This window comes from Brachybacterium hainanense (assembly GCF_042434575.1).
Lineage (GTDB): Bacteria > Actinomycetota > Actinomycetes > Actinomycetales > Dermabacteraceae > Brachybacterium > Brachybacterium hainanense.
The window spans coordinates 24,644-49,756 of the sequence record NZ_JBHLSV010000019.1 but is presented as its reverse complement, the minus strand read 5'-3'; the positions used below and the strand labels follow the sequence as shown (position 1 = coordinate 49,756).

21 protein-coding genes are annotated in these 25,113 nt (G+C 73.0%); 16 read left to right on the top strand and 5 right to left on the bottom strand.

Annotation, left to right across the window (positions count from 1 at the left end):
• Positions 1-20 precede the first annotated feature (20 nt).
• Genes ACFFF6_RS14300 through ACFFF6_RS14285 form a run of 4 tightly spaced genes read left to right on the top strand, consistent with a single transcriptional unit; the run spans position 21 to position 5,632 of the window.
• Positions 21-2,315 carry an alpha-galactosidase gene (locus ACFFF6_RS14300; protein ID WP_376981878.1) on the top strand — a complete coding sequence of 765 codons (2,295 nt, stop codon included), beginning with the start codon at positions 21-23 and terminating at the stop codon, positions 2,313-2,315.
• 39 nt (positions 2,316-2,354) lie between these two features.
• A complete protein-coding gene (locus tag ACFFF6_RS14295) occupies positions 2,355-3,254 on the top strand; it encodes a carbohydrate ABC transporter permease (RefSeq protein ID WP_376981876.1) in 900 nt (299 codons plus the stop codon).
• A gap of 13 nt (positions 3,255-3,267) precedes the next feature.
• On the top strand, positions 3,268-4,209 hold the full coding sequence (locus ACFFF6_RS14290) for a carbohydrate ABC transporter permease (RefSeq protein WP_376981874.1): 942 nt from the start codon (positions 3,268-3,270) through the stop codon (positions 4,207-4,209).
• 10 nt (positions 4,210-4,219) lie between these two features.
• On the top strand, positions 4,220-5,632 hold the full coding sequence (locus ACFFF6_RS14285; RefSeq protein WP_376981872.1) for an ABC transporter substrate-binding protein: 1,413 nt from the start codon (positions 4,220-4,222) through the stop codon (positions 5,630-5,632).
• A 497-nt stretch (positions 5,633-6,129) separates the two neighbouring features.
• Here ACFFF6_RS14285 and ACFFF6_RS14280 read toward each other — a convergent pair whose 3' ends face one another.
• Positions 6,130-7,272, bottom strand: a complete 1,143-nt coding sequence (locus tag ACFFF6_RS14280; protein WP_376981870.1) for an ROK family protein — start codon at positions 7,270-7,272, stop codon at positions 6,130-6,132.
• A gap of 144 nt (positions 7,273-7,416) precedes the next feature.
• Here ACFFF6_RS14280 and ACFFF6_RS14275 point away from each other — a divergent pair, with 144 nt between their 5' ends.
• Together ACFFF6_RS14275 and ACFFF6_RS14270 are read left to right on the top strand one after the other, a co-directional pair.
• Complete coding sequence (locus ACFFF6_RS14275; protein ID WP_376981868.1) at positions 7,417-9,507, top strand: M3 family metallopeptidase; 2,091 nt, start codon at positions 7,417-7,419, stop codon at positions 9,505-9,507.
• Between the two features lie 137 nt (positions 9,508-9,644).
• Entirely contained in the window at positions 9,645-10,325 is a 681-nt protein-coding gene (locus ACFFF6_RS14270) for a hypothetical protein (RefSeq protein WP_376981866.1), read from the top strand.
• 29 nt (positions 10,326-10,354) lie between these two features.
• Here the strand turns inward: ACFFF6_RS14270 and ACFFF6_RS14265 are convergent, their stop codons facing one another.
• A complete protein-coding gene (locus ACFFF6_RS14265; protein WP_376981864.1) occupies positions 10,355-10,945 on the bottom strand; it encodes a DUF4126 domain-containing protein in 591 nt (196 codons plus the stop codon).
• On the bottom strand, positions 10,945-11,625 hold the full coding sequence (locus tag ACFFF6_RS14260) for a PH domain-containing protein (protein WP_376981862.1): 681 nt from the start codon (positions 11,623-11,625) through the stop codon (positions 10,945-10,947). The genes ACFFF6_RS14265 and ACFFF6_RS14260 overlap by 1 nt, the downstream gene beginning before the upstream one ends.
• Positions 11,626-11,672: 47 nt before the next feature.
• On the opposite strand from ACFFF6_RS14260, the gene ACFFF6_RS14255 reads away from it, so the two are divergent.
• From ACFFF6_RS14255 to ACFFF6_RS14230, 6 genes are all read left to right on the top strand, one after another.
• Positions 11,673-12,299, top strand: coding sequence for a hypothetical protein (locus ACFFF6_RS14255; protein ID WP_376981861.1), 627 nt, complete (start codon positions 11,673-11,675; stop codon positions 12,297-12,299).
• A gap of 911 nt (positions 12,300-13,210) precedes the next feature.
• A complete protein-coding gene (locus tag ACFFF6_RS14250; RefSeq protein WP_376981859.1) occupies positions 13,211-13,831 on the top strand; it encodes a DUF47 domain-containing protein in 621 nt (206 codons plus the stop codon).
• Positions 13,832-13,833: 2 nt separating this feature from the next.
• Positions 13,834-14,856, top strand: coding sequence for an inorganic phosphate transporter (locus ACFFF6_RS14245; RefSeq protein WP_376981857.1), 1,023 nt, complete (start codon positions 13,834-13,836; stop codon positions 14,854-14,856).
• A 238-nt stretch (positions 14,857-15,094) separates the two neighbouring features.
• Positions 15,095-15,847 carry a hypothetical protein gene (locus ACFFF6_RS14240; RefSeq protein WP_376981855.1) on the top strand — a complete coding sequence of 251 codons (753 nt, stop codon included), beginning with the start codon at positions 15,095-15,097 and terminating at the stop codon, positions 15,845-15,847.
• Between the two features lie 172 nt (positions 15,848-16,019).
• Entirely contained in the window at positions 16,020-17,657 is a 1,638-nt protein-coding gene (pgm, locus tag ACFFF6_RS14235) for a phosphoglucomutase (alpha-D-glucose-1,6-bisphosphate-dependent) (protein WP_376981854.1), read from the top strand.
• Positions 17,658-17,908: 251 nt separating this feature from the next.
• Positions 17,909-19,534 (top strand): hypothetical protein, encoded by a 1,626-nt coding sequence (locus tag ACFFF6_RS14230; RefSeq protein WP_376981852.1) that lies wholly within the window; start codon positions 17,909-17,911, stop codon positions 19,532-19,534.
• A gap of 28 nt (positions 19,535-19,562) precedes the next feature.
• On the opposite strand, the gene ACFFF6_RS14225 is transcribed toward ACFFF6_RS14230, so the two are convergent.
• Positions 19,563-20,111, bottom strand: coding sequence for an arsenate reductase/protein-tyrosine-phosphatase family protein (locus ACFFF6_RS14225; RefSeq protein WP_376981850.1), 549 nt, complete (start codon positions 20,109-20,111; stop codon positions 19,563-19,565).
• Between the two features lie 287 nt (positions 20,112-20,398).
• Here ACFFF6_RS14225 and ACFFF6_RS14220 point away from each other — a divergent pair, with 287 nt between their 5' ends.
• From ACFFF6_RS14220 to ACFFF6_RS14205, 4 genes are read left to right on the top strand one after another with little or no spacing between them, the layout of a single operon-like run.
• Positions 20,399-20,884 (top strand): GNAT family N-acetyltransferase, encoded by a 486-nt coding sequence (locus tag ACFFF6_RS14220; protein WP_376981848.1) that lies wholly within the window; start codon positions 20,399-20,401, stop codon positions 20,882-20,884.
• Positions 20,885-20,911: 27 nt separating this feature from the next.
• A complete protein-coding gene (locus tag ACFFF6_RS14215) occupies positions 20,912-21,988 on the top strand; it encodes an App1 family protein phosphatidate phosphatase (protein ID WP_376981846.1) in 1,077 nt (358 codons plus the stop codon).
• Positions 21,985-22,500, top strand: a complete 516-nt coding sequence (locus ACFFF6_RS14210) for a GNAT family N-acetyltransferase (protein WP_376981844.1) — start codon at positions 21,985-21,987, stop codon at positions 22,498-22,500. The genes ACFFF6_RS14215 and ACFFF6_RS14210 overlap by 4 nt, the downstream gene beginning before the upstream one ends.
• A gap of 9 nt (positions 22,501-22,509) precedes the next feature.
• Positions 22,510-23,526 (top strand): aldo/keto reductase, encoded by a 1,017-nt coding sequence (locus ACFFF6_RS14205; protein ID WP_376981841.1) that lies wholly within the window; start codon positions 22,510-22,512, stop codon positions 23,524-23,526.
• Positions 23,527-23,575: 49 nt separating this feature from the next.
• Here the strand turns inward: ACFFF6_RS14205 and ACFFF6_RS14200 are convergent, their stop codons facing one another.
• On the bottom strand, positions 23,576-25,102 hold the full coding sequence (locus tag ACFFF6_RS14200) for a gluconokinase (RefSeq protein ID WP_376981839.1): 1,527 nt from the start codon (positions 25,100-25,102) through the stop codon (positions 23,576-23,578).
• Between the last annotated feature and the right edge of the window lie 11 nt (positions 25,103-25,113).

The window sequence follows — 25,113 nt, the reverse complement described above, 5'->3', positions numbered from 1 at the left end:
CGCCTCAGGAAGAGAGCCCCATGCCCTCCCGCACCGCCGCCGCGCACCTCGCCGTCACCTCCCCCGCTCCGGGGCTCACGCACCGCCTGCACCTGCGGGCGGCCGGGGTCAGCGTCCTGCTGGACGTGACCGACGGCCGGGTCCCCGCGATCGTGCACTGGGGCGGCGACCTCGGACCGCTCTCCCCCGCGGAGATCGACGAGGTCGCCCTCGCCGGCATCCCCTCGACCCCGCTGAACGCCGTCGACGTGCCCGTGCGCATCGCGATCCTGCCCCAGTCCGCGGACGGCTGGATCGGCCGGCCCGGCATCATCGGCTCCCGCCTGGACGGCGCCGGCTTCGCCCCGCGCCTGGCGGTGACCGGGATCCGCCGCGCCGACGTCACCGGGCCCGGGACCTCGGAGCGGGCCGAGCTCGCCGGTCCGCCGGAGCCCCTTCGGGCGCGACAGCTCGAGGCCGGCCCCTCCCGCGTCGAGGTCGACCTGGCCGATGCCGAGCTGGGCCTCGCCGCGACCCTCGAGATCGAGCTGCTGCCCTCCGGGCTGCTGCGCCAGCGCGCGAGCCTCACCAACCGGGACGAGAGCCCCTACCAGCTGCAGGAGCTCACCGTGAGCGTGCCCGTGCCGGGCGACGCCGCCGAGCTGCTCGACTTCGCGGGACGCTGGGCCAAGGAGCGCACCCCGCAGCGCCGCGGCTTCGAGGTCGGCACGCATCTGCGGGAGAACCGCCGCGGCCGCACCGGCGCCGACTCCGCCTACGTCCTGCACGCCGGCACCCCCGGCTTCGGCTTCCAGGAGGGCGAGATCTGGGCGGTCCACACCGCCTTCTCCGGCAACCACCGCCACCTCGCCGAGCGCAGCAGCAGCGGGCATCAGATCCTCGGCGGCGGAGAGCTGCTGCTGCCGGGCGAGGCCGTGCTCGCGCGCGAGGAGTCCTACCGCGGGCCGTGGCTCTACGCCTCCCACGGGCACGGCCTCGACGCCGTCGCCGCCCGCTTCCACACGCACCTGCGCTCGCGCGCGCACCATGTGGACACTCGCCGTCCCGTGACCCTGAACGTGTGGGAGGCCGTGTACTTCGACCACGACCTCGACCGCTTGAGGGATCTCGCCGACCGGGCCGCCGCCCTCGGCGTCGAGCGCTATGTGCTCGACGACGGCTGGTTCGGCTCCCGGCGCGACGACACGAGCGGCCTCGGCGACTGGGTCGAGTCGGCCGATGTCTGGCCGATGCCCGAGGGCCTCGCCCCGCTCGTCGACCACGTCACCGGGCTCGGCATGCAGTTCGGCCTGTGGTTCGAGCCGGAGATGATCAGCGAGGACTCCGAGGTCGCCCGCGCCCACCCCGAGTGGATCATGGCGCCGTCCCCGGACCGGCTCCCGCTGCGCAGCCGCAGCCAGCAGGTCATGAACCTGAGCATCCCCGGCGCCTACGCCCACGTCCGCGGGCAGATGCAGGCGATCCTGGACCGCTACGACATCGCCTACCTCAAATGGGACCACAACCGCGACCTCATCGAGGCCGCGACCCGCGACAGCGGCATCCCCGCCGTGCACGCCCAGACGGAGGCCTTCTACCGCCTCGTCGACGAGCTGAAGCGCGACAACCCGGGCCTCGAGATCGAGTCCTGCTCCTCGGGCGGTGCCCGCATCGACCTCGAGGTCCTCGAGCGCACCGACCGCGTCTGGGTCTCCGACTGCATCGATCCCCTGGACCGGCAGCAGATGAACCGCTGGACCAGCCAGCTGGTCCCGCTCGAGCTGATGGGCAGCCACATCGCCTCGGGCCGCTCCCACACCACGGGGCGACTGCACAGCCTCGACTTCCGGGCCGCGACCGCGCTGCTGGGCCACCTCGGCATCGAATGGGATCTCGCGACCGCGACACCGGAGGAGACCGCCGCCCTGCGCCGCTGGATCACGCTCTACACGGAGCGGCGCGAGCTGCTGTTCACCGGGCGCCTGGTGCGCGTGGACCGGGGCGAGGACGTGCTGTGGGTCCACGGCGTCGTCTCCCCCGACCGCGAGCGCGCGCTGTTCGAGGCGGCGTCGATGACCCGCTCCGGCGAGGCCCAGCCCGCCCGGCTCCGCCTGGCCGGCCTGGACCCCGAGCGCCGCTACCGCGTGCAGGTGCTGCTGGGCGGCGACCGCCCCAGCGGCCTGCGCGCCCCCGCGTGGATGGAGCGCGCCCTGGCCGGCGAGGAGGTGGTGCTCCCCGGCGCCGCCCTGCTGCGCTCCGGCCTGGACGCTCCCGTCCTCGACCCCGAGCAGGCGTTCCTGCTCGAGCTCACCCCGCACGAGGCCTCGGCCTCCTGACACGAGGAGGGGCGAACCCCTCCGGACAAGGAAGTGCGCATGTCCACCGCGACGACGACGACGCGACGACGCAGGCGCGATGACACGGCCCTCGCGCTGCTGTTCATCGCCCCGGCGACCCTCGGGATGCTGGCGTTCCTGATCTGGCCCCTGCTGACCGGCCTCTACTACTCCTTCACCGAGTACACGACCCTGACCCCGCCCGTGTGGGTGGGTCTCGCGAACTACCGCGAGATGCTCGCCGACCCGATCTTCTGGAACTCGCTGAAGGTGACGATCCTGTACGTCGTCATCAACATCGGCGTGCAGACGATCGTGGCCCTCCTGATCGCCGTGCTCATGCAGCGCCTGACCCAGTCGACGCTGCTGCGCTCCCTGGTGCTGACCCCGTACCTCGTCTCCAACGTCGTCGCGGCCATCACCTTCCTCTGGCTGCTGGACACGCAGCTCGGCATCGTCAACCGCCTGATCGCGGCGATCGGCATGGAGCCGATCCAGTTCTGGTCCTCGGAGGCCTGGGTGATCCCCACGATCGCGCTCGTGAACGTGTGGCGCCACATGGGCTACACGGCGCTGCTGCTGTTCGCGGGCCTGCAGTCGATCCCGCAGGGCCTGTACGAGGCGGCGAGGACCGACGGCGCCGGCGAGATCGCGATGTTCCGGCGGATCACCCTGCCGCTGCTGCGCCCGATCCTCGCGCTCGTGCTGATCATGACGATCATCGGCTCGTTCCAGGTGTTCGACACCGTCTCGGTGACCACCCAGGGCGGCCCCGCCGACGCCTCCCGCGTGCTGCAGATGTACATCTACCAGAACGCCTTCGGGGAGTACGAGTTCGGGTACGCCTCCGCCCTGTCCGTGGCGCTGCTGATCATCCTCATGGTCATCACGTTCGCGCAGTACAAGCTCACCCGCGCCGGCCAGTCCGACCTGAACTGAGAGGAGAGCAGCCATGTCGGCCACGACCACGACCGCAGCGCCCGCGGCGCCTCCCGCGTCCCACGACGCCCGCCGTCGCCGCCCCGTCAGCTGGGGGCGGCTCATCGCCTGGATCGTGATGATCCTCGTCCTGATCATCACGCTGTTCCCCTTCTACTGGATCCTGCGGACCGCCCTGTCCTCGAACACGGCGCTCGGCACGGACCCCGGCAGCCTCCTGCCCGTGGGCTGGAACCTGGGCGGCTTCGAGCGGGTGTTCGGCCTGCAGGACGTCGAGACCGCGATCTCGCAGGGCGGCTCCGGCGCCTCCATCAACTTCTGGCGCTACCTGCTGAACTCGGTGATCGTCGCGACGACCATCACCGTCGTCCAGACCTTCTCCTGCGCGCTCGCGGCCTACGCCTTCAGCCGTCTGCGCTGGAAGGGCCGCGACACCGTCTTCCTGGTCTTCCTGGGATCGCTCATGATCCCGCAGATCTTCACCCTGCTGCCGAACTTCATCCTCATCAAGAACCTGGGCCTCGTCGACACCCTCGCCGGGATCATGCTGCCGGCCCTGTTCATCTCGAGCTTCGGCATCTTCTTCCTGCGCCAGTTCTTCAACAACATCTCGCACGAGGTCGAGGAGGCGGCGCTGCTGGACGGCGCCGGGAAGATCCGCGTGTTCTTCACGCTCATCCTGCCGATGGCCTCGGCCTCCCTCGCGACCCTCGCGCTGCTGACATACATGAGCTCGTGGAACGAGTACTTCTGGTCGCTGATGGTGTCCTACACCGACCAGTCCCGCGTGCTCACCGTCGCGCTCGGCGTCTTCCGCGCCCAGTCCCCGGGCACCGGGCCCGACTGGTCCGGTCTCATGGCCGCGACCCTCGTCGCCGCCGCCCCCATGCTCATCATCTTCGCGGTCTTCGCGAAGAAGATCGTCAACTCCATCGGCTTCAGCGGGATCAAGTGAGGAGCGCACGATGACCCAGCACCGCACGCATGCAGCGCACAGGACCGCGGCGTCGCGGATCGGACGGCCCCGGATCCCCCGCCGCACCGTCCTCGCCGGGGGCGCCGTCCTCGCCGCCGGGGCGACGGGCACGGCGCTCGCCGGCTGCGCGAGCGGCCCTGCCGCCGACGGCGCCACCGAGATCGACTACTGGCTGTGGGACGCCAACCAGCTGCCCGCCTACTCCGCCGCGATCGACCTCTTCATGCAGAAGAACCCCGACATCCGCGTGCGGATCACGCAGCTGGGGTGGGACGACTACTGGACCAAGCTCACCGCGAGCTTCGTCGCCGAGTCCGGGCCCGACGCCTTCACCGACCATCTCGGCAAGTACCCGGAGTTCGTGAAGCTCGGGGTGATCACCCCGCTGGACGGGCTCGGCGACCTCGACGCGATCCCGGGCAGCCACTTCCAGGAGGGTCTGCAGGAGCTGTGGACCGGCCCCGGCGGGGAGCGCTACGGCATCCCCAAGGACTACGACACGATCGCGATCATGTACGACCGCACGCGCCTGTCCGAGGCCGGGCTGACCGAGGAGGACCTCACCGGGCTGACCTGGAACCCGCAGGACGGCGGCACCTTCGAGAAGGTCCTCGCCCACCTGAGCGTCGACGAGAACGGCGTGCGCGGCGACGAGGACGGCTTCGACCCGAAGAACGTCGCGACCTACGGGATGGCCGCCGGCGCCGGCATCGACTACACCGGGCAGTCGGCATGGTCCGCCTTCGCCCTGTCGACCGGCTGGACCTTCACCGACAAGGCCACCTGGGGCCGACGCTTCAACTACGACGACGAGCGCTTCCAGGCCACCATGGACTGGTACTTCGGCCTCGTCGACAAGGGCTTCTTCCCGCCCCACGGCACCTTCGGCGACTCCACCCCCGAGCAGGTCCAGATCCAGTCCGGAGCCAGCGCGCTCGCGCTGGCGGGGTCCTGGATGATCGGCACCTACAAGAACCTCGACGGCGTGGACCTCGGCATCGCCCCGCTGCCCGCGGGCCCGGTCGGCACCCCGATCTCGATGTTCAACGGCCTCGGCGACTCGATCTCCTCGCAGTCGGAGAACAAGGAGGCGGCGGCCCGGCTGATCGGCTTCCTCGCCTCCGACGAGGCGCAGGAGATCATCGGCTCCTACGCCGCGTTCTTCCCGGCGACGGACGTCGGCACGGACGCGGCGATCGCCGCGCACGAGGCCTCCGGGCTGGACGTGTCGCCGTTCACGGACCGCGTCGCCGAGGGCGAGACGGGGCTCTACCCGCTGGTCGAGAACTCCGCGGCGATCAGCGCGATCATGCAGTCCGCCTTCGACAAGCTGTGGATGCGGCAGATCACGGCCGCCGACTTCACCGCCTACAACGACCGCGTCAACGCCCTCTTCGCCTGACCGGCCCCGTCCCCTCGAGCCGGCGCCGCCCGACCGGGACCCCGCCCCAGGCAGCCCACGCGGCCCTCTCTTCCCGCCCCGGTCGATCGGCCCGGGACGATGAGCGGGACGAACCGAGAATGCTGCTCTCTGGTTCTCCCCGCTCATCGGCCTGGGCGGTCCATGGGCCGTGGTGGGGCGGGGGCGGATCGCCGGCCCGTCCTCCCCATCGATCAGCACCCGCTGCGCGGCGTGCCTCGCGTCGACCGCTCGGCGGCTCTCCACCGTCGGAGCGCCTGCGCCCCCGCGCGCCCCTCAGCACCGGCGCGCGTCCCCGCTGCGGCTGCGACAGCACGCCGACGAGCCGCGACGGACGATACCCCCGGCTGCCCGCCAATGAGGCAGAACAGACCACAGCCCTCACGACTGCCCGGCAATGAGCCAGAACACGCCACCACTGACACAAACACGGGCACCCCCGGCGGCGCGCCCCACGCCCCTGCCCGCCGGTGAGCTGCTCAGCCGGGTTCGCGGCCGGTGATGAAGCGGCGCACCGCGATGACGGCAGCGCCGCGGGCCCAGTCGTCGAAGTCCGCGGGAAGGAAGCGGATGACCACGTCGCGCTGGGCGGCGGTGAGCCGGGCGCGCAGGAAGTCGGGGAAGTCCCCGTCGATCCGCAGCAGGTCCACCGCCTCGCCGCCCAGGATGAGCGCCTCCGGGTCCAGGACCCCGACCAGGCCCGCGCTCGCCACGGCCACGGCATGGGCCACGTCGTGCACCGTCTCGAGCGCCGACCCCTCCCCCGCCCGCGCCCGGTCCACGAGCACCTCGAGGCCGTCGCCGTCCCCGATCGCGCCCCGGCGCCGGGCGGAGCGCAGCACGTGCGCGGTGCTCGCGGCCTCGCGCAGCGGCACGCCGCGCCCGTCGCGGGTGATCGTGGGGAGGCTCCCGGTAAGCCCCGCCAGATGGAGCCGGCCGCGGTGCACCGCCTCCCCCTCGACGCTGCCCACGCCCACGCCCGCGCCGATCGTGACGACCGCGAAGCTGCGGTGGCGCCGGCCCACCCCGAACCACGCGAGCCCCTCGAGCAGGGCGTGGAAGTCGTTGCTCACGCTGACCGGCAGGCCCAGCCGCTCCTCGAGCACGGCACGCAGCGCGAAGGGCTCGTGCCAGTCGAGCATCGCCGAGGCCCGGATCGTGCCCTGCCCGTCGACCTGGGCGCCGATCCCGACACCGACCCCCGCGACCCGTGGATGCGCCGCGACCAGCGGGGCGCACAGCGCGACGGTCTGCTCGAGCACGGCCTCCGGGGTGACGGGGCCGAGCGTCGCGCTCAGCTCCTCGAGGGCGACGCCGCGGACGGTGACGACGGCGGCGTAGACCCGCTGCGCGGTGATCTTCACACCGATGAAGCGGGCGTGATCCTCGGCGACATCGAGGGGCTGCTGGGGACGGCCCTTGATCTGCGGCTGCGGCGGGAGCTCCCGCAGCAGCCCCAGCTCGAGCAGCTCACGGGTGAGACGGGTCAGCGTCGGCGAGGACAGGCCGAGCCGCCGGGCCAGGTCGGTGCGAGCGTGCGGACCCCATCGGACCAGGTGCTCGTACACCTCGCCGGCGCTCGCCGACGGGGGCTGCGCGGGGACGGCGGGCCGGGGATCCATCGGGCCATTATCCGTGATCGCCCGCCTGTGCGAGGGCTGGCCGGGAGAGAGCGCGGAGGGGAGCAGCGGTGCGTCCCCGGCGCGCAGCCGCCGGCGCAGCCGAGGCCGCCCGATGGGCGGGGGCGCGGTGGATAGGCTGGGGCCATGGTCACCGTCGGCTCCCCCGCTCCCGTCCCAGGTCCCTCCGGCGCGGAGGCGGGCCTGGACGGGAACCCCTTCGCCCGCGCCTCGACGCTGCCCTACGGCATGCCGGACTTCGCGGCGATCCGCACCGCGCACTTCCGTCCCGCCTTCGCGGCGGGCATCGCGGAGCAGCGCGCCCTGATCGCCTCCCTCGCCGCGAGCACGCAGGAGCCGACCTTCGCGACCCTGCTCGAGCCCCTCGAGCACGGCAGCGCGATCCTCCGTCGCGTCTCGCGCGTGTTCTTCCACCTCGTCGGCGCCGACGGCACCCCTGAGCTGCTCGAGATCGAGAAGGAGATCTCCCCGCAGCTCGCCGCGCTGGAGGACCTGCAGCACCTGGACGCCGCCCTGTTCGCGCGGCTGGACGCGCTGCATCGGGCGGCCGTGGCGGGCACGGCGGAGCTGACCGCGGAGCAGCGGCACATCCTCGAGCGCACCCACCAGAGATTCCTGCTGCGCGGGGCACGTCTGGACGCGGTGCGACGGGAGGAGCTCGCGGCGCTGAACCAGGAGATCTCGCAGGCGCAGACCGCGTTCTCGCAGGCCGTGAAGGCCGATCTGAAGGCCGCGGCCGTGCACGTGGAGGACGAGGCGCAGCTCGCCGGGCTCGACGCGGGGCAGAAGGGCGCCGCCCGTGCCGCGGCGCAGGAGGCGGGCCGGGACGGATTCCTGCTGACCCTGATCCTCCCGACCGTGCAGCCGCTGCTGTCGGTCCTCGAGGACCGCTCCGTACGGGAGCGCCTGCACCGCGCCTCCGTCGAGCGGGGCGGACGGACCTGGGAGCTCGCCGCGCAGATCGCGGCGCTGCGGGCCCGCCGCGCCGAGATGCTGGGCTTCGAGGACTTCGCGGCCCTCGCCGTCGCGGACCGCACCGCCGCCCTCCCGGTCGCGGTCGAGGACCTGTTCGGCCACGCCATCGGCCCGGCGATGGCGAATCTCGAGCAGGAGCGGGAGCGCATCGCCGCCCGCGCCGCCGCCGACGGCATCACCGAGCTCGCCCCCTGGGACTGGCCCTTCTACGCCGAGCGGATCCGGCAGGAGGAGTACGCGGTCGACCGGGCGGAGCTCGCACCGTACTTCGTGCTGGACCGCGTGCTCGAGGACGGGGTCTTCCGCGCCGCCGGCGAGGTGTACGGCCTGCGCTTCCTCGAGCGCGAGGATCTGGTACCCCCGCATCCGCAGGCGCGGATCTGGGAGGTCCGCGAGGCCGATGGCACGGGGATCGGCCTGTTCATCGGCGACTACTTCACGCGCGACACCAAGCGCGGAGGCGCCTGGATGACCTCGCTGTCGGTCCAGTCCCGCCGGGAGGGCACCTCCCCGATCGTGCTGAACACGATGAACGTGTCCGCGCCCGCTCCGGGAGAGCCGGCGCTCGTCAGCCTCGACGAGGTGCGCACCATGTTCCACGAGTTCGGGCACGCGCTGCACGGCCTGCTCAGCGACGTCGAGCACCCCTCCGTCTCCGGGACGGCGGTGCCGCGCGATGTCGTCGAGTTCCCCAGCCAGGTCAACGAGATGTGGGCGCTGCGACCGGAGATCCTCGAGCACTGCGCCCGTCATGCGGTCACCGGGGAGAGCGTGCCCCCGCGGCTCGTGGCGAAGGTCGAGGCCGCCTCCCGCTGGGGCGAGGGCTTCGCGACCGTCGAGTACCTGGCCGCGGCGGTCCTGGACTGGCGCTGGCACCGGATGGGGGCCGATGTCGTGGTCACGGATCCGCGTGCCTTCGAGGCAGAGCAGCTGGAGGCCGCAGGGCTCGCGCATCCGCTGGTCGCTCCCCGCTACCGCACCGGGTACTTCGACCACACCTTCTCCGGCGGGTACGCGGCGGGCTACTACTCGTACCTCTGGGCGGAGGCCTTCGACGCGGACTCGGTCGCCTGGTTCGAGGAGCAGCTCGCCGCGGGGGTCCCGCTGCGCGAGGCGGGCGAGGCCTTCCGGGCCGGGGTGCTCGGCATCGGCGGCTCCCGCGACCTGCTCGAGGCATACCGGGAGTTCCGGGGCCGGGACCGCGACGTGCGCTTCCTCCTCGAGCGCCGCGGGCTGCTCTGACGTCCCGGCGCGGGGCGGGGCGCCGATGGGGAGAACTCCCCATGGGTCCCGGATGCGCGTCCCCGTCATCTCTGCCATGCTCGGGAGGGACTTCCGACCATCGCGCGCCCCGGCGCGCCGACCCCCTGGGGTGAGACATGACCGAGGCCGCCGCGCCCGTCGCCGAGGACACGCAGACGATCTACACCGCCTACGAGATCGATTTCATGCTCGGGCTGCGCAGCACCGAGTCCTCGCGGATCACCCGCGAGCAGATCAGCCTGCGCAGCGCCCCCGAGGCCGCGGCCGAGTACGTCTCCGCCGCCGTGGCCGCGGGCCTGCGCGCCCGCGGGAAGGTCGAGCAGGCGCCCGACGGCCAGTGGCTGCTGGGCCGGGAGGGACAGATCATCGCCGGCACGCTCACGAGCGCGGACCGCTGGCTGGGGGTGGCGCTCGCGCAGGACGGGGCGATGCGGATGGCGTTCATCGTCGCCGCCGAGGAGTCGGTGCTGCTGCTGACCCAGGACGAGCTGGACACCTTCCAGATCACGGCGCTCGCCTCCCGCGAGCACGTCCCGGACGCGGTCGCCGACATCTCCCGCGCCTTCCTCTCGCAGGGCGCCGGGACCTCCGTGTCGATGCGTCGCTGCGACCTCGCCGATCCCGCCACGACCGTGCCGCTCATGCTGCATGCGGAGGCGGACGGCCGCTGGCAGGCCGGGCATGAGCCGGTGACGGACGAGGACGTCCTCACCGTCTCCGAGATCCAGCCCGCGCAGGTCCTGGGCCTGGTCACGCGGCTGTGGGAGGACGGGGTGAGCGCCGCTCCCGCCTCCTGAGCCGCCTGTCCGGGCCCGCGGCGGCCCCGTCAGTCGGAGCCCGCGGCGGCCCCGGCGGGGCGGCGGCGGCCGCGCAGGCCGCGGTAGACCCGATGCAGCCGGATGATCAGGAGGATGCCCAGGGCGAGCAGGGCCAGGGCGAGCAGCCCCGCGATCGCCGGCAACGCGATCGCGAGCACGCCCATCACGAGGACGGCGACGTCCTCTCCCGCGGAGACGAGGGTGTTGGAGACCGGCTCGGGCGACATGTTCACGGCGGCCCGGGTGGTGGTCTTGGCGGCGTGCGCCCCGAACGCGGCGGCCGCTCCGATCACGGCCATGACGATCGCGGTGGTCGTGCTCGTCTCCCCGCCCAGCAGGTAGCCGATCGCGCCGCCCGCGACGGGGCGCACCACGGTGTGGATCGCGTCCCACAGCGAGTCGAGGTAGGCGATCTTGTCCGCAGCGAGGTCCACCAGCAGCAGGATCCCGGTGATGACGAGCAGGTCGGTGCGCTGCAGGACCGCGGGCACCTCCTCGAGTCCGAGGATCCGCCCGGACAGGCCCAGCAGGAAGATCATGAAATACGGCCGCACCCCGCTCACCCAGCCCGAGCCGAGGGTCATCATCAGCGCTTCCATCAGCGGTCTCCTGTCGGGTCGTGCCGGGCGGCGCGGGCCCGGAGGTCGCGGATCGTCCGGTCGGAGGGCCGATGGTACGTCCACAGCGGCCGGTCGAACAGCGGCATGATCACCCGGCCGCCGCCGCGCAGGCGCAGCGCCGAGGTCAGCCCGTGCACAGGATGCAGCACCCGGCTGTCCACGGCGACGATCTCCGTCCACGGCACGCGGCGGGAGCCGAAGGGGCCGAACACCGTCACAGCCTGCGCATCCCGCTCGAGCCGGGAGCGGACGGCGGCGAGCGCGAGCACGGCCCAGCGCGCTCCCGCGGCCAGCAGCGCGAGCGCGCCGAGGATCAGCACCGTCAGGATCAGGAGCAGCTCCACGCGCGGCGAGCGTCCGGCGGGGATGCGCAGGATCAGCGCGGTCGCGAGCACCGCGGGGGTGAGCCCGGCCCACAGCAGGAGCCCGGCGACGACCGCGCGCAGCAGCGCCGTGCGCGCGGCCCGCGAGGAGGAGATCACGCGCACCCCTGCGGCATCGGCGCTGCCCGGGGCGGCGCTGGCGACCGGGCGCGTCTCGAGCGCGGGGCCGTCGTCCAGGGAGCGCAGCATCCGCTCGATGGTCGCGGCCGAGCGGCGGAAGTCCGGCAGGACGCGGCGCGGGCCGCTCTCCGGCTCCAGCCGGCGGGGGATGCTCATGGCCACACCGTAATGGCCGAGAGGTCAGCGCGCGTACCATCTCCTGCATGACTCCCGCCCCGTCCTTCCGCCGCCCCGCATCGCTGTTCCCCTCCACGGCGGAGACGATCCCGGGCGCCCCCGATCCCGCGCAGACCGCGGATCTCGCCCATGACAGCGCCGAGGCGCTGCTGCACGGGGTGTTCCACAGCTCCGATCAGGAGGTCGTCCAGCGGATCCTGACCCTCGTCGAGCGCGAGGGGCTCGGGGACCTGGCGACCCTGTGGTCCTCGGCGCCGGCGACCTCGCTGCCCGGGGCGCTCTGGCGCCTCTACGTCCTGCACACCTGGGTGCAGCGGCAGACCGAGGAGGTCGCCCTGCGGTATCGGGAGGGGTCGCGGACGGTCCCGGGTCTGCGCTATCTGGCGGGGTTCGAGGAGCCGCCGAGCCTCGAGCAGACCCGGCGGACGATGGACCAGATCCTGCGCGGAGCCTTCACAGGGGATCTGTCGATCGCGCTCGCACGGGCGGGAGCCGTTGCGGTGATCACGGCGCACGGCACCGCTCACCTGGCCGATGCGGAGACCACCGAGGCCGCCCAGCACGCCCTCACGGTCCAGGCGGAGCGCCTGCTCTCGACCGGGGAGGAGCTCGCCGCCGCCGGCCGCGCCGCGCGGGAGGGACGGCTCGACTGACATGCAGGTCGTCGGGTCGCGCGAAAGGGGTGGAGCGGCGGCCGGGGCGCGAAGCAGGGCAGGGCGCATCGGGGACGGACACAGCACGGACGGACGCAGCGGGGGCGGACGCAGCTGAAACGGACACAACAAGGGCGGACACAACAGGGGCGGACACCGCGGGGGCGGACGCAGCAGGGGCGGGCCCATCCGGCACAAGACCACGCAGCGGAAAGACCGCTGACCGTGTCTGTGCCACCTCCCCACGGTTCTGACACAGACACGGTCACCCGCCGCGCCCTTCCCGCGGATCTGGCACAGATACGGTCACCCGCCGCGCCCTTCCCCCGATCTGACACAAACACGGTCACCCGCTGCACCCCTCCCCGCGGATCTGACACGGACACGGTCACCCGCCGCACCCCTCCCCGCGAATCTGACACAGACACGGTCACCCGCTACGGCCTTACCCCGCTCTGACACATACACGGTCACCCGCTACGGCCTTCCCCCGGCTCTGACACAGTCACGGTCACCCGCTGCACCTTTCTCCCGCTCCGACACCGGCACGGTCACCCGTCCGGGCCGGTGCGGTGCTGAGAGGCCGATCCCGACGCGAGGGGGCGCATCGGACCTGTTCGCGGGCCGCCGCGGCTCCGACGTGGTCGATCCCGAGGCGCGGGCATCGTCTCCGCTCGGTTCGAGGAATCCCACATCGGCGGTGCCCGGATCTCCAGCGCGGGCCCGATGTGCTCTACGATGGTCCATGCGCCGGGCCGCGGTTGCCCCGGGCTCCAACATTTGCCGCTTCGAGCGGCCTTCGCGCCGACAGGCGCATCCCGGTCCGGCGCGTCCGCTTCCTTCTCGCCCTGCGGCTCCGCCGCCGTCCATCCGGGCGGCCGCCGTCCCCGGGCCCCGCATTCGGAGGGCTGGTGCGTCTCTTCCCACGGCAGTTCGAGCGACCGCTGTACAGCCTGCTGAACGATCTCGCGCAGCTGCTGACCGGAAGCGCGGAGCTCGTCTCGCGCACCCTCGGCCAGCCCGCCCGCGACCGCTCGCGCGCCCTGCCGGCCCTGCACGAGAACGCCACCCGTGCCACCGAGCTGACCGGCCGCATCGGCAATCGGCTGGCGGAATCGCTGATCACGCCGTTCGAGGCGGAGGTGCTGTACGAGCTGGCCCTGTCGATGGGGGACGCGGTCGACGCGATGGAGCGGATCGCCGAGCTCACCGTGTCCTTCCGCCTGGGCCGCATCTCCACGTCGATGCTCGAGGCCGCGCAGGTCCTCGAGCGCGCCTGCGATCTCACGGTCGAGGCCTGCTGGGGCCTTCCCGCGGTCGCGCAGCTCGGCGCGTATCACCGGGAGCTGCGGCGTCTGCGCCGGCACGGGACGCGCCTGGTCGAGCAGTCGATCGCGGAGCTGTACAGCACCGGGGGCGCCGCCGCGGATCTGCTGCGCGGACGCGATGTGGCCCAGGCGATGCTGGACGCGCTCGCCCTGCTGGATCGGGCGGGACGGCAGGCGGATCTGCTGCGCATCAAGGACACCTGAGGATGGTCCCCGAGCCGCTCGTCGGAGCGATCCTGCTGCTGACCGTCGTGCTCGCCTACGTCAACGGGTTCCATGACGCCTCCAACGCCGTCTCGACCACGATCACGACGGGCACGCTGCGGGAGCGGACGGCTCTCGGCATGGCCGCGCTCCTGAACCTGCTGGGCGCCCTGCTGGGCATGGGACTGGTGACGATGAGCGGGGCGTGGGCGTTCTCGAAGATCCCGCTGGGCGGACTCGCCGACGACGGCGGCTCCCCGCCGCACCTCGTGCTGTGGGTCCTGCTGGCCGCCGTCGCGACGACCGTCCTGTGGGATCTGGCGACGTGGTGGCGGGGCATGCCGTCCTCGAGCTGGCATGCGCTGTACGGCGCGATCGGCGGCGCCTCGCTCGTGCTGGGCTGGCACGCGGACTGGTCCGCCTTCCTGGGCGACGCCCTCATGCCGACGGCCTTCGTCCCGCTCCTGGGAGCACTGGCCGCCTATCTCCTGATGCACGGGATCACCCGACTTCTGGCGAAGGACCGCCTGGTCAGCGGGCATGTGCGGTTCGCGCAGACGGTCTCGGCGGGCGCGGTCGCGACGGCGCACGGCCTGCAGGACGTCCTCATCCCGATGGCGGTCGTGGTCGCCGTCTCCGCGACGGCGCCGGTGCCGCCGGCGATGCTCGCGGCCGCTCCGTTCGTGATCGCCCTCGCGCTCGCGACCGGCACCTACATGGGCGGGCACCGGATCATCCGGACCCTGGGGACTCGGCTGACGGATCTGAGCTCCCCGCAGGGCTTCGCCGCGGAGGCGTCGACGGCGGCGCTCATGGGCGTGGTCACCCTCGGCTTCGGGATGCCGGTCTCGTCCTCCCACGCGATCGCGGCCGGGGTGATGGGAGCCGGTCTCGCACGGGGGCGGCGCGCCCTGCGGCTCCCGGTCGTGTGGAGCATCCTCGTCACCTGGATCGCGACGCCGGTGGCCTGCCTGCTGCTGGGCATGACCATCGCGCGCCTCGCCCAGACCCTGCTCGGGGCCTGAGCCTCCCCGCCGCCCGCGCCCCGCTCGGGAACCATCGCCGTCGCGGCCCGCATCGTCTCCCCGCCCCGCGCCGCCCACGCCCCGGGAAGCTCCGCCGCGACCGGCCCGCCGGCCCGTTCCCGGGCCTGCCTGGGACCCGCCTCCGGGTCCGCTCGATATCCTGGCCAGGCAGACGGGCTCCCACGCCGCCCGTCCTGCGCGCCTCACCCCCGGCGCCCGCCGCCGTCAAGGAGATCCGATGTCCGAGCAGGATGGCCGCCCGCCCCGCTCCCGCCCCGTCTACGGCCTGCCCGCCGAGCAGGCCCCCGCGCCTCCCGCCCCCGGCGGTCCGGGCCCCTTCGGGCAGCCCGGCCCCGCTGCCGAGGAGCCGGCCTGGCGGCCTCTGGAGCAGCCCTCCGGCGCCGCCCCCGTCCAGCACGGCGCGCCCTCGCAGCCACTGCCCGGCCCGACCGGCGCCCCCGGCCGCCGGAGCCGCAGACCGGGCGTGATCTGTCTGGTCCTAGGGCTCGTCTCGCTCGTGGTCCTGTCCCCGGCGGCCCTCGTGCTCGGCTTCGTCTTCGGCATGGGCGGGCTCGTGGGCGATGCCGCCGAGGGCCCCACCCCGTTCCCGGGGGAGAGCGTGTCCCTCGAGACGCCGGCGAACTCGATGGTGATCGTGTACGTCGCCCAGGCCGATGCCGCGACCGCGAGCTGCACCGCCGAGTCCGACGGCTCCGCCGCCCTCACCCCGGTCCCCCAGTCCGGCACGGTCACCTTCGGCGACGGCAGCACCTACCAGCAGGTCCTCGGCGTGGCGGCGCATGGCGACACGACCATGACGATCACCTGCGAGGGCACGACCTCGCCGCCGGCCTACCTCGGCCCCTACGGCATGGCCGCCTTCATGGGGCCGCTCGCGGCCGGGATCATCGGCGGGCTCCTGCTGGGCCTGATCGGCCTGATCCTGACGATCATCGGCATCGTGATCCTGGTGCGACGCCGCCGCAGCTGAGCCCCGCGCGGCCCGCGCCGAGGACGAGGCCCCGCGACCGACCGGCACGGGCATCGGCCCCCTCCCTCGCCCGGGAAGGGGGCCGTCTCATCTCCCGGCGAGCTGTCCGATTCGCCGGGACGAGCACCTAGAGTGACGGCATCATCGACCCCCGTGGAAGGGAGCGACCCGCATGCATCCTCGTGCAGGCAAGAAGGCCCAGTCCGAGGACCTCATCGACGTCGACGAGGTCCTGTCCGCGTATTACGACCTCCACCCGGATCCGGCGATCCCCGACCAGGCCGTCTCCTTCGGCACCTCGGGGCATCGCGGCTCCTCCCTCGACACCGCGTTCAACGAGGACCACATCGCCGCGACGACGCAGGCGATCGTCGAGTACCGCGCGGCGCAGGGGATCCGCGGCCCCCTGTTCATCGGCCGGGACACCCACGCCCTGTCCCATCCGGCCTTCGACACGGCGCTCGAGGTCCTGGCGGGCAACGACGTGACGGTGCTCGTGGACGCGATGGACTCGTACACGCCGACCCCCGCGGTCTCCCATGCGATCCTCACCCACAACCGCGGCCGGAGCCCCGAGGACCCGGCCCGGGCGGACGGCATCGTCGTCACCCCCAGCCACAACCCACCGCGCGACGGCGGCTTCAAGTACAACCCGCCCCACGGCGGTCCCGCGGGCTCCGAGGCGACGACCTGGATCGCGGACCGGGCCAACGCCCTGCTCGCCTCGGGCCTGCGGGAGGTCCGCCGCGTCGACCGCGCCAAGGCGGCCGGCCACGCGCAGCGCTACGACTACCTGCACACCTACGTCGAGGACCTTCCGAACGTCGTCGACATCGCGGCGATCCGACGGGCCGGCGTGCGGATCGGCGCGGATCCGCTGGGCGGCGCGGCCGTCGACTACTGGGCGATGATCGGCGAGATGCATGATCTGGACCTCACGGTCGTGAACCCCGCGGTCGACCCGCAGTGGTCGTTCATGACCCTGGACCGCGACGGGAAGATCCGCATGGACTGCTCGAGCCCGTGGGCGATGGCCTCGCTGCTCGAGCAGAAGGACGTCTACGACATCGCCACCGGCAACGACGCGGACTCCGACCGCCACGGCATCGTCACCCCCGACGGCGGCCTCATGAACCCCAACCACTACCTCGCGGTCGCCATCCGGTACCTGTTCTCGCACCGCCCGCAGTGGCCCGCCTCCGCGAAGGTCGGCAAGACGGTCGTGTCCTCGAGCCTGATCGACAAGGTCACGGCGTCGCTGGGCCGGGAGCTGTACGAGGTGCCGGTGGGCTTCAAGTACTTCGTGCCGGGGCTGATCGATTCCTCGGTCGGCTTCGGCGGCGAGGAGAGCGCAGGCGCCTCCTTCCTGCGCCATGACGGCTCGGTATGGACGACCGACAAGGACGGGATCATCCTGGCGCTGCTGGCCTCGGAGATCCTCGCGGTCACGGGACGCACGCCCAGCCAGCTGCACGGCGAGCTCGTCGCGGAGTTCGGGGCGAGCGCCTACGACCGCATCGACGCCCCCGCGGGCCGCGAGCAGAAGGCCCGGCTGAAGGCGCTCAGCGCGGAGGAGGTCACGGCCACCGAGCTCGCGGGCGAGGCGATCACCCAGAAGATGACGGTCGCCCCGAACGGCGAGGCCATCGGAGGGCTCAAGGTCTCCACGGAGTCCGCATGGTTCGCCGCCCGTCCCTCCGGCACGGAGGACGTGTACAAGATCTATGCGGAGTCCTTCCGCGGGCCCGAGCACCTGCAGGCGGTGCAGGAGGAGGCCAAGAAGGTCGTCGATACGGCGCTGACCAGCTGATCCTTCCCGCCTTCCCCACCCGGGCCCCCACGGCGATACGGCCTCCGCTATCGTGGTGGGGGCCCGGGGCGTCCTGCCGCGGGATCTCGCACGGTGGGGGATGATCCCCCACCCCCAGGGTGGGATCGTTCACGGGAGCTTGAGTATGCTCCGATGACACGCCACCCTGAGACGCGGACCAGCCGTCGGGAGCGTGCTCCCGGACCGTACGGGACAGACCGTCGGACGTGATCAGCAGGAGAGGGGGCCGTATGCGGAGCTCTGCGCATGCGCGCGCGGCCGTGGCCGTGGTCCTCGCCGCGAGCATCGTCCCCTTCGCCCCCGCGACCGCCGAGTCCCCCTCCCCCGCCCCTGAGGACTCCGGGATCGTCGAGCCCCTGCTCCGTCCCGCCGAGGATCCTCCGCCCGAGGACGAGGGCCACGCGGAGGAGGACGGCGCAGACCGCACGGACGACGACGAGCCCCTGCTCGAGATCGAGGTGCCGCGACCGGACGCCCCCTCCGCACCGGGGTCGGCGACGCCGACCGGCACGAGGACCGAGGAGCCGGAGGAGACCCCGACGCAGATCCCCTCCGAGGAGCCGTCGTCGGAGCATCCCGAGCCTTCCGATGCCCGGCAGTCCTCGCGCCCCCCGAAGGACCCGGCCGCCTCCCCGAAGGCCCCGGTCGCCTCCCCGAAAGATCCGGTCGCCTCCCCGGTGGAGACGCCGACCTCCGAGCCCCGACCATCCGAGTCGGCGGACCGCCCGTCCTCCTCCGCCCCGAGCACCCCCGCCTCCGAGGCTCCTATCACCGATCCGACCACCTCCCCGGTGGAGCAGCCCTCGCGACGGCCGGGCGCCGCCGTCCCGCCCCCGACGTCCGCGAGCGCCTCCCCCTCGACCACCCCGGGCACCGGCACCCCGAGCACGCCCGCCGCAAGCCCCTCGACCTCGCCCGGCGCAACCCCCACCGCCTCGCCCAGCGGGACTCCCACGACCACGCCCAGCGAGACTCCCACGACCGCCTCCCCGTCCCCCGAGGAGCCGTCGACCTGCGCGACGACATCCCCGGCGCCCACGGAATCTCCCGAGGCCACCGAATCTCCCGCGCCCAGCACAGCGCCCACGCCTTCGGCTCCCCCGGTCGGCGACGGCTGCGAGCCGACCCTCTCCCCGCCGCCGAGCACGGGCACGCCGCCTACGGAGACCACCGCGCCGCCCGAGACCACGGAGCCGCCCGAGACCACGGAGCCCGCGCCGCCCACCGGCGGGACGCCTTCGACCCCGGCGCCCACCCCGACGGAGCCGTCCACGAGCGCGCCCCCGGAGCCGACGCCGACCACCGCGCCGTCCACACCTCCTGAGGAGCCCTCCTCCGAGGGGAGCGCCTCGGACGAGGCCGCGGAGGACACGGCCGCGCAGACCGAGGCGCCCAGCACACCGGCCGAGCCCTCGACCGCTCCGGTCCCGCCGACCCCGAGCCCGTCCTCGCAGGCCCAGGCGCCCTCGACGCAGGCACCCAGCACGCCCGCGGACGTCTTCTCCCCCGATGCGCTGCCCAGCCGCTCCTCCGACCCGTCGGCCAGCGGGGAGAGCACGGCGACGAGCGCTCCCGCCGGGGAGGACGCCGCGGAAGCGCCCGATCAGGAGGAGACCTCCACGGCTCCTGTCGTCCCCGTCGACAACGAGGACGACGATCCTCTGGTGAACCTGCTGAACACCTTCACCCGCAACTCCGACACGACGGCCGGGCGACTGCGTCAGATCATGGTCATCACCCTCGGCGTCGGCTTCCTCACCGCTGCCGGGTTCGTCGGGGCGACCTGGCACGGCCGCCGCAAGACCGCGATCGCGGAGCGTCGCGCGGCCCGCCGGGCCGCGCGCGGCCCGCAGTGACCCGCCGCCGCGGCGCCGGGCCCCCGCCTCAGGCCTGAGCCGGCTCCTCGTCCCGAGGACGGCCGGCGAGCAGGGACACCAGATGCTCTCGCAGACCCGGCAGCGCGGCCCGCATCCGGGCGACGGTCCGGTCGAACTCCTCCTGGCCCTCGTACCACGGATCCGGGACCGAGCGCTCCTCGTCGGAGGCGTCGCCGGGAACGGCGGGATCGAAGGCGAGCCACAGCGCGATCTGCGGGACGGCCTGTTCTGCGGGGACCTGGTCGGCCTTGCGCCGCAGAGCGGCCTCGTGATCGGTCGTCATCGGCAGCAGCAGATCCCAGCCGGGGAGCTCGGACTGGTGGATGCTGCGGGCGGTGTGCTCGAAGGGCTGGGTGTAGCCGGCGTGCTCGAGCGCGAGGACGGTGCGGGAGTCCATCGGCTCCCCCTCCGCCTCCCAGCTGAGCCCCGCGGACTGGACCTCGACCTGCCCGGCGAGCCGCGCATCCGCGCGCACCTCTTCTCGCAGCATCACCGCGGCGGCAGGTGAGCGGCACACATTTCCCGTGCAGACGGTGAGGACGCGCAGAGCAGGCACAGGCCCATTCTGACAGCTCCACCGAGCGGGGAGGACCACTTCGCCTCCGCGGAGGTCTCGCTTCCATATCCTTTCGGGATCGGTCGGCTCCTTGCGGGAGCGATCCGCGCGAGGGGTCGGGGACCCGCGGGAGCGGACCGGGGAGGCGATCGCCGGGGCGAGGTAGGCGATCGGGTCCCGGCTGTGGCACAGTGAAGGGGCCCCTCGTCCCCGTATGATGGCAGGGGACACGTTCCATGCCATCCGCGGCAGGGTCCGTGGCACCCGACCTGCATAGGAGGACAGCCTTGGCCGAGATCATCCGCGCGAGCAGCGAGAACTGGCACCTTGTCCGGGAGATCCGTCTGCGCTCCCTGAGCTCGGACCCGTCGGCCTTCGGACAGAGCTGGGAGAAGGAGTCCACCTACGACGATCGCGCCTGGAAGCGCCGCGTCGACGAGGCCGCCTGGTTCCTCGCCCTCGACGGGGACTCCCCCATCGCCGTGGTCGCCTCCCGTCACGAATCCGACTCCCCCGCCAACGAGCGCGAGCTCCAGGCCATGTGGGTCTCGCCCTCCTCGCGCAAGGGCGGGCTCGCCCAGGCTCTCGCCGAGGCCGTCTTCGCCTGGGCGAAGGAGGACGGCGCCGACACGGTGACCCTGTACGTGGGACCGAACAACGCCCCGGCCCGCAAGCTCTACGAGGCCCTGGGCTTCTCCGACACCGGCGAGCGCTGGCAGGTCGTCGAGGACGACCCGGAGTCGTCCTGGATCAAGATGGCGCGCGCGATCTGAGCCGGACCTCGGGTCTCCCCGCGCAGCATGTCCGCTGAGCCGAGCTCGTCCCCGATCGTGCGCGACCGCCCCCACTGGGCGGCACGCACCGAGAACACAAAGAACCGCCTGGTGGGCAGGGCGCTGCGTCAGGTGGGGTGGGACGTGCGCCTCCAGCCCTTCCACGGCTACGGCACGCCCGGACGGATCCGCGTGCTCGCGAAGGTTCTGTACGCCTCCCCGACGTCCCCCGCGGACTACCACGACCAGCCCGTGCACGACATGCGCACGATGGCGGTGCGCGGCTGGCGCAGCTTCGCCTCCCAGGTGGCTCCCTTCGCCCTCGTGACGGTGCGGGCCGGCGACGAGGAGTTCCTCGTGCGGGCCGACCGATCGGGCATCATCGACGCGGACCTCGCGGTGGACCTGTCCCCGGGCCTGCACGAGGTGGTGCTGTCCACGCATCCGGGCAACGCCGTCACCGCCGAGGTCAGCGTCTTCGGCCCCGAGCCGCAGGTGGGCCTGGTCAGCGACATCGACGACACGGTCATGATCACCTGGCTGCCACGGCCGCTGCTCGCCTTCTGGAACGCCTTCGTCGTCCATCAGTCCTCGCGGCGGGTGGTCCGCGGCATGCCTGCGCTCTACCAGGAGATCCTGCGTGCGCATCCGGGGATGCCGGTGCTGTACCTGTCCACGGGCGCCTGGAACGTGTTCCCGGTGCTGCGGCGGTTCCTGTTCAAGAACGGGTACCCCGACGGGCCGATGCTGCTGACCGACTGGGGGCCCACCAACACCGGCTTCTTCCGCTCGGGCCGCCAGCACAAGATCCGCACGCTCGCCCGTCTCGCCGAGGAGCTGCCGCAGGTGCGATGGATCCTGGTGGGCGATGACGGGCAGCACGACCCCGACACGTACCGGTCCTTCGAGGCCGCCCATCCCCGCTGCGTCGAGGCGATCGCGATCCGCCAGCTCACCGAGCCCGAGCAGGTCCTCGCCCACGGCAGCCGTCGTCCTCTCCCCGATCCGATGGGCCGCCTGGAGGGTGACTCCGAGCGCACCGTCCGCGCCCCCGACGGGCACGGCCTGGCCCGGGCGCTGCGCCGTCTGGGGGTGCTCGCATGAGCCCGCGCCGGATCCGGGAGGCGGGCGCGGCGGACGTGCCCCGCATCGTCGAGATCGTCGAGGCCGCCTACCGCGGCCGCGGCGGCTGGACGACCGAGGAGGGGCTGGTGCGCGGCGACCGCACCTCGGCGGACGAGGTCGCGGCCATGCTCGCGGAGCCCGCGGTGCTGCTGCTCGTCGCCGCGGACGAGACGGGACGCGTTCTGGGCTGCTGCTACACGCGCCGCGCCGGCGAGCGGGCCGAGTTCGGGCTCTTCGCCGTCGACCCTGCCGCGCAGGCGGGAGGCATCGGCCGCGCCCTCGTGGAGGAGCAGGTGCGCAGGCTGCAGGAGGCAGGCGTGGTCGAGCTCGAGCTGCACGTGCTGCAGGGGCGCACCGAGCTGATCGCCTGGTACGAACGCCGCGGCTTTTCGCCGACCGGGGAGACGGCCCCGTTCCCCCTGGACACGGCGCTGCTCGCCGATCCGTCCACCCGGTTCGACGTGCTGGTGCGCGATCTGCGCAGTCACTAGGCTTCGGCCATGAGCGAGGACGCCTACACCCCTGACCCGCATCGCTACGACACCACGGCCTTCCGCCGTGCAGGACGCTCCGGCGTGCTGCTGCCGCCGGTCTCGCTGGGCTTCTGGCAGAACTTCGGCGAGGACCGCGACCCGGCGACGCTGCAGCGGATCGTCCGCCGCGCCTTCGATCTGGGCGTGACCCACTTCGACCTCGCGAACAACTACGGGCCGCCTCCGGGCAGCGCGGAGACCCACCTGGGCCGGATCCTCGCCCGGGACTTCTCCCGCCACCGCGACGAGCTGATCATCTCCACCAAGGCCGGATACGAGATGTGGCCGGGTCCGTACGGCGACGGCGGATCCCGCAAGTATCTGCTGTCCTCGCTCGACCAGTCTCTGGCACGGCTGGGCCTGGACCATGTCGATGTCTTCTACCATCATCGGCAGGATCCGCAGACCCCGCTCGAGGAGACGATGGGCGCCCTCGCCCAGGCGGTCCGCTCCGGGAAGGCCCTGTACGCGGGGGTGTCCAACTACTCGCCGGAGGCGACGCGGGAGGCCGCGGAGATCCTCGCGGGCCACGGCGTGCCGCTGCTGCTGCATCAGCCCTCGTACTCGATGTTCAACCGGCATGTGGAGACGGGCCTGCTGGAGACGGTCGAGGAGCTCGGGATCGGGATCGCGGCCTTCTCGCCGCTGCAGCAGGGGCTGCTGACCAGCCGGTACCTGCGCGGGGTGCCCGCGGATTCACGGGCCGCCGGCAGGAGCCGCTTCCTGTCGGAGACCCAGGTCCAGGACCCGGTCTATCTCGAGCGGGCACGGGGCCTCGCGACGATCGCGGAGCAGCGCGGGCAGAGCCTCGCCCAGCTCGCCCTCGCCTGGGTCCTGCGGCATCCGGTGGTGACGACCGTGCTCGTGGGCGCCTCGACCGTGCGCCAGCTCGAGCAGAACGTCGAGGCTCTGCAGGCGCCGCCGCTGAGCGAGCAGGAGCTTGCCGCGATCGAGGTCTTCGCGGTCGACGGCACGGGACGCTGAGGCCCCGGACGCCGGGGGCCGTGCCCGCCACGGACCCCGCGCTCCCCCGTCAGCTCTCCAGGGGCAGCGAGGGGGCGAGGGTCCGCAGGCGCGCGTTCGCGGGGGCGAGGGCGTCGTAGAGCTGGTCGAAGACGGGCAGCAGCGTCGCGTACACGCTCGCGGAGGCCGGATGCGGAGCGACCCGCGTGGCCAGGGGGATCCTCTGCTCCGCCACGTCGATCGAGGCGATGAGGCCCAGCGCCTCCATGCCGAGCAGGGCGGCGCCGAACCCGGAGCCCTCGTGCTGCGCGGGCAGGCCGATCTCCAGGGCGAAGGCGTCGGCGAGGACCTGCCGCCACAGCGGATGCCGCATGACGCCGCCGGTCGCCCGGATCTGGTGGATCTCCAGCCCCGCCGCTCTCAGCGACTGCAGCACGAGGGACAGCTGCAGCCCCACGCCCTCCACCGCGGCCCGCACCAGATGCTCGCGTCGGTGTGCCCGGGTCAGCCCCACGTAGGCACCGCGGGCGAGGCTGCTCCAGTGCGGGGCACGCTCGGAGAGCAGATAGGGGAGCATGAGCAGGCCGCCGGAGCCGGCCGGCACCTGCTGCGCGAGGTCCAGCAGGGCGGCGACGTCCTGCGGCGCATCGGCCGCGATCTCGGAGCGGACCCAGTCCAGGGTGACGCCGCCGTTGTTGATGGCCCCGCCGATCACCCAGCGCTCCTCGGTCAGGGCATAGCAGAACACGCCGCCGCGCGGGTCGACGGCGGGGGCGTCCACGGTGACCCGCAGCGCGCCGCTGGTCCCGATCGAGCAGGCCGCCATGCCCGGCCGCACCGCGCCGACGCCCAGGTTCGCGAGCGGCCCGTCGCCCGCGCCGACGACGACGGGCGTGCCCCCGGGCAGTCCCAGCCGCGCGGCGGCCTCCGGGGTGAGGCCCTCGAGCACGCGCGTGGTCGGGACCAGCTCGGGCAGCTGCTCGGCCCGGATCCCGGCGAGAACCAGCGCCTCCTCGTCCCAGGCGAGCTGGTGGATGTCCATCATGCCCATCGCCGAGGCGATGGAGTGGTCCACGACGAGCGCCCCGCACAGCCTCCACAGCACCCAGTCCTTGATACCGCCCCATACGGCGGCGCGACGGAACACCTCGGGCTCCTGCTCGCGGAACCACATGAGCTTGGGCAGCGGGGACATGGGGTGCACGGGCGTTCCTGTGCGGCGGTGCAGCGCCAGTCCCCCGGCGCTCGCCCGCACCCGCTCGGCCTGCACGGCGGCGCGCGTGTCCGCCCAGGTGACGACCGGGGTCATGGGCACGAGCTCCTCGTCCAGGGCGAGCAGGCTGTGCATCGCGGAGGAGAAGCACAGCCCGGCCACGCGCTCGGGGCCGATGCTCGCGGCGACCTCGGCGGTCGTCGCGAGGACGGCCTCGAGGATCTCCTCCGGTTCCTGCACGGCGTGCCCGGGATACGGCTCGTGCAGCGGGTATCCGCGGGAGGCGGAGGCCAGCTGGGTGCCGTCCGTGCCGTAGGCGACGGCCTTGGTCGCGGTCGTGCCCATGTCGACGCCGATCACGATGTCCGCTCGAGAGGTCCCCATGTGCGGTGCTC

Coding starts and splice junctions, on each gene's coding strand:
- ACFFF6_RS14300 (WP_376981878.1), top strand. CDS start 21: ATGCCCTCCCGCACCGCCGCCGCGCACCTCGCCGTCACCTCCCCCGCT.
- ACFFF6_RS14295 (WP_376981876.1), top strand. CDS start 2,355: ATGTCCACCGCGACGACGACGACGCGACGACGCAGGCGCGATGACACG.
- ACFFF6_RS14290 (WP_376981874.1), top strand. CDS start 3,268: ATGTCGGCCACGACCACGACCGCAGCGCCCGCGGCGCCTCCCGCGTCC.
- ACFFF6_RS14285 (WP_376981872.1), top strand. CDS start 4,220: ATGACCCAGCACCGCACGCATGCAGCGCACAGGACCGCGGCGTCGCGG.
- ACFFF6_RS14280 (WP_376981870.1), bottom strand. CDS start 7,272: ATGGATCCCCGGCCCGCCGTCCCCGCGCAGCCCCCGTCGGCGAGCGCC.
- ACFFF6_RS14275 (WP_376981868.1), top strand. CDS start 7,417: ATGGTCACCGTCGGCTCCCCCGCTCCCGTCCCAGGTCCCTCCGGCGCG.
- ACFFF6_RS14270 (WP_376981866.1), top strand. CDS start 9,645: ATGACCGAGGCCGCCGCGCCCGTCGCCGAGGACACGCAGACGATCTAC.
- ACFFF6_RS14265 (WP_376981864.1), bottom strand. CDS start 10,945: ATGGAAGCGCTGATGATGACCCTCGGCTCGGGCTGGGTGAGCGGGGTG.
- ACFFF6_RS14260 (WP_376981862.1), bottom strand. CDS start 11,625: ATGAGCATCCCCCGCCGGCTGGAGCCGGAGAGCGGCCCGCGCCGCGTC.
- ACFFF6_RS14255 (WP_376981861.1), top strand. CDS start 11,673: ATGACTCCCGCCCCGTCCTTCCGCCGCCCCGCATCGCTGTTCCCCTCC.
- ACFFF6_RS14245 (WP_376981857.1), top strand. CDS start 13,834: ATGGTCCCCGAGCCGCTCGTCGGAGCGATCCTGCTGCTGACCGTCGTG.
- ACFFF6_RS14240 (WP_376981855.1), top strand. CDS start 15,095: ATGTCCGAGCAGGATGGCCGCCCGCCCCGCTCCCGCCCCGTCTACGGC.
- pgm (WP_376981854.1), top strand. CDS start 16,020: ATGCATCCTCGTGCAGGCAAGAAGGCCCAGTCCGAGGACCTCATCGAC.
- ACFFF6_RS14230 (WP_376981852.1), top strand. CDS start 17,909: ATGCGGAGCTCTGCGCATGCGCGCGCGGCCGTGGCCGTGGTCCTCGCC.
- ACFFF6_RS14215 (WP_376981846.1), top strand. CDS start 20,912: ATGTCCGCTGAGCCGAGCTCGTCCCCGATCGTGCGCGACCGCCCCCAC.
- ACFFF6_RS14210 (WP_376981844.1), top strand. CDS start 21,985: ATGAGCCCGCGCCGGATCCGGGAGGCGGGCGCGGCGGACGTGCCCCGC.
- ACFFF6_RS14205 (WP_376981841.1), top strand. CDS start 22,510: ATGAGCGAGGACGCCTACACCCCTGACCCGCATCGCTACGACACCACG.
- ACFFF6_RS14200 (WP_376981839.1), bottom strand. CDS start 25,102: ATGGGGACCTCTCGAGCGGACATCGTGATCGGCGTCGACATGGGCACG.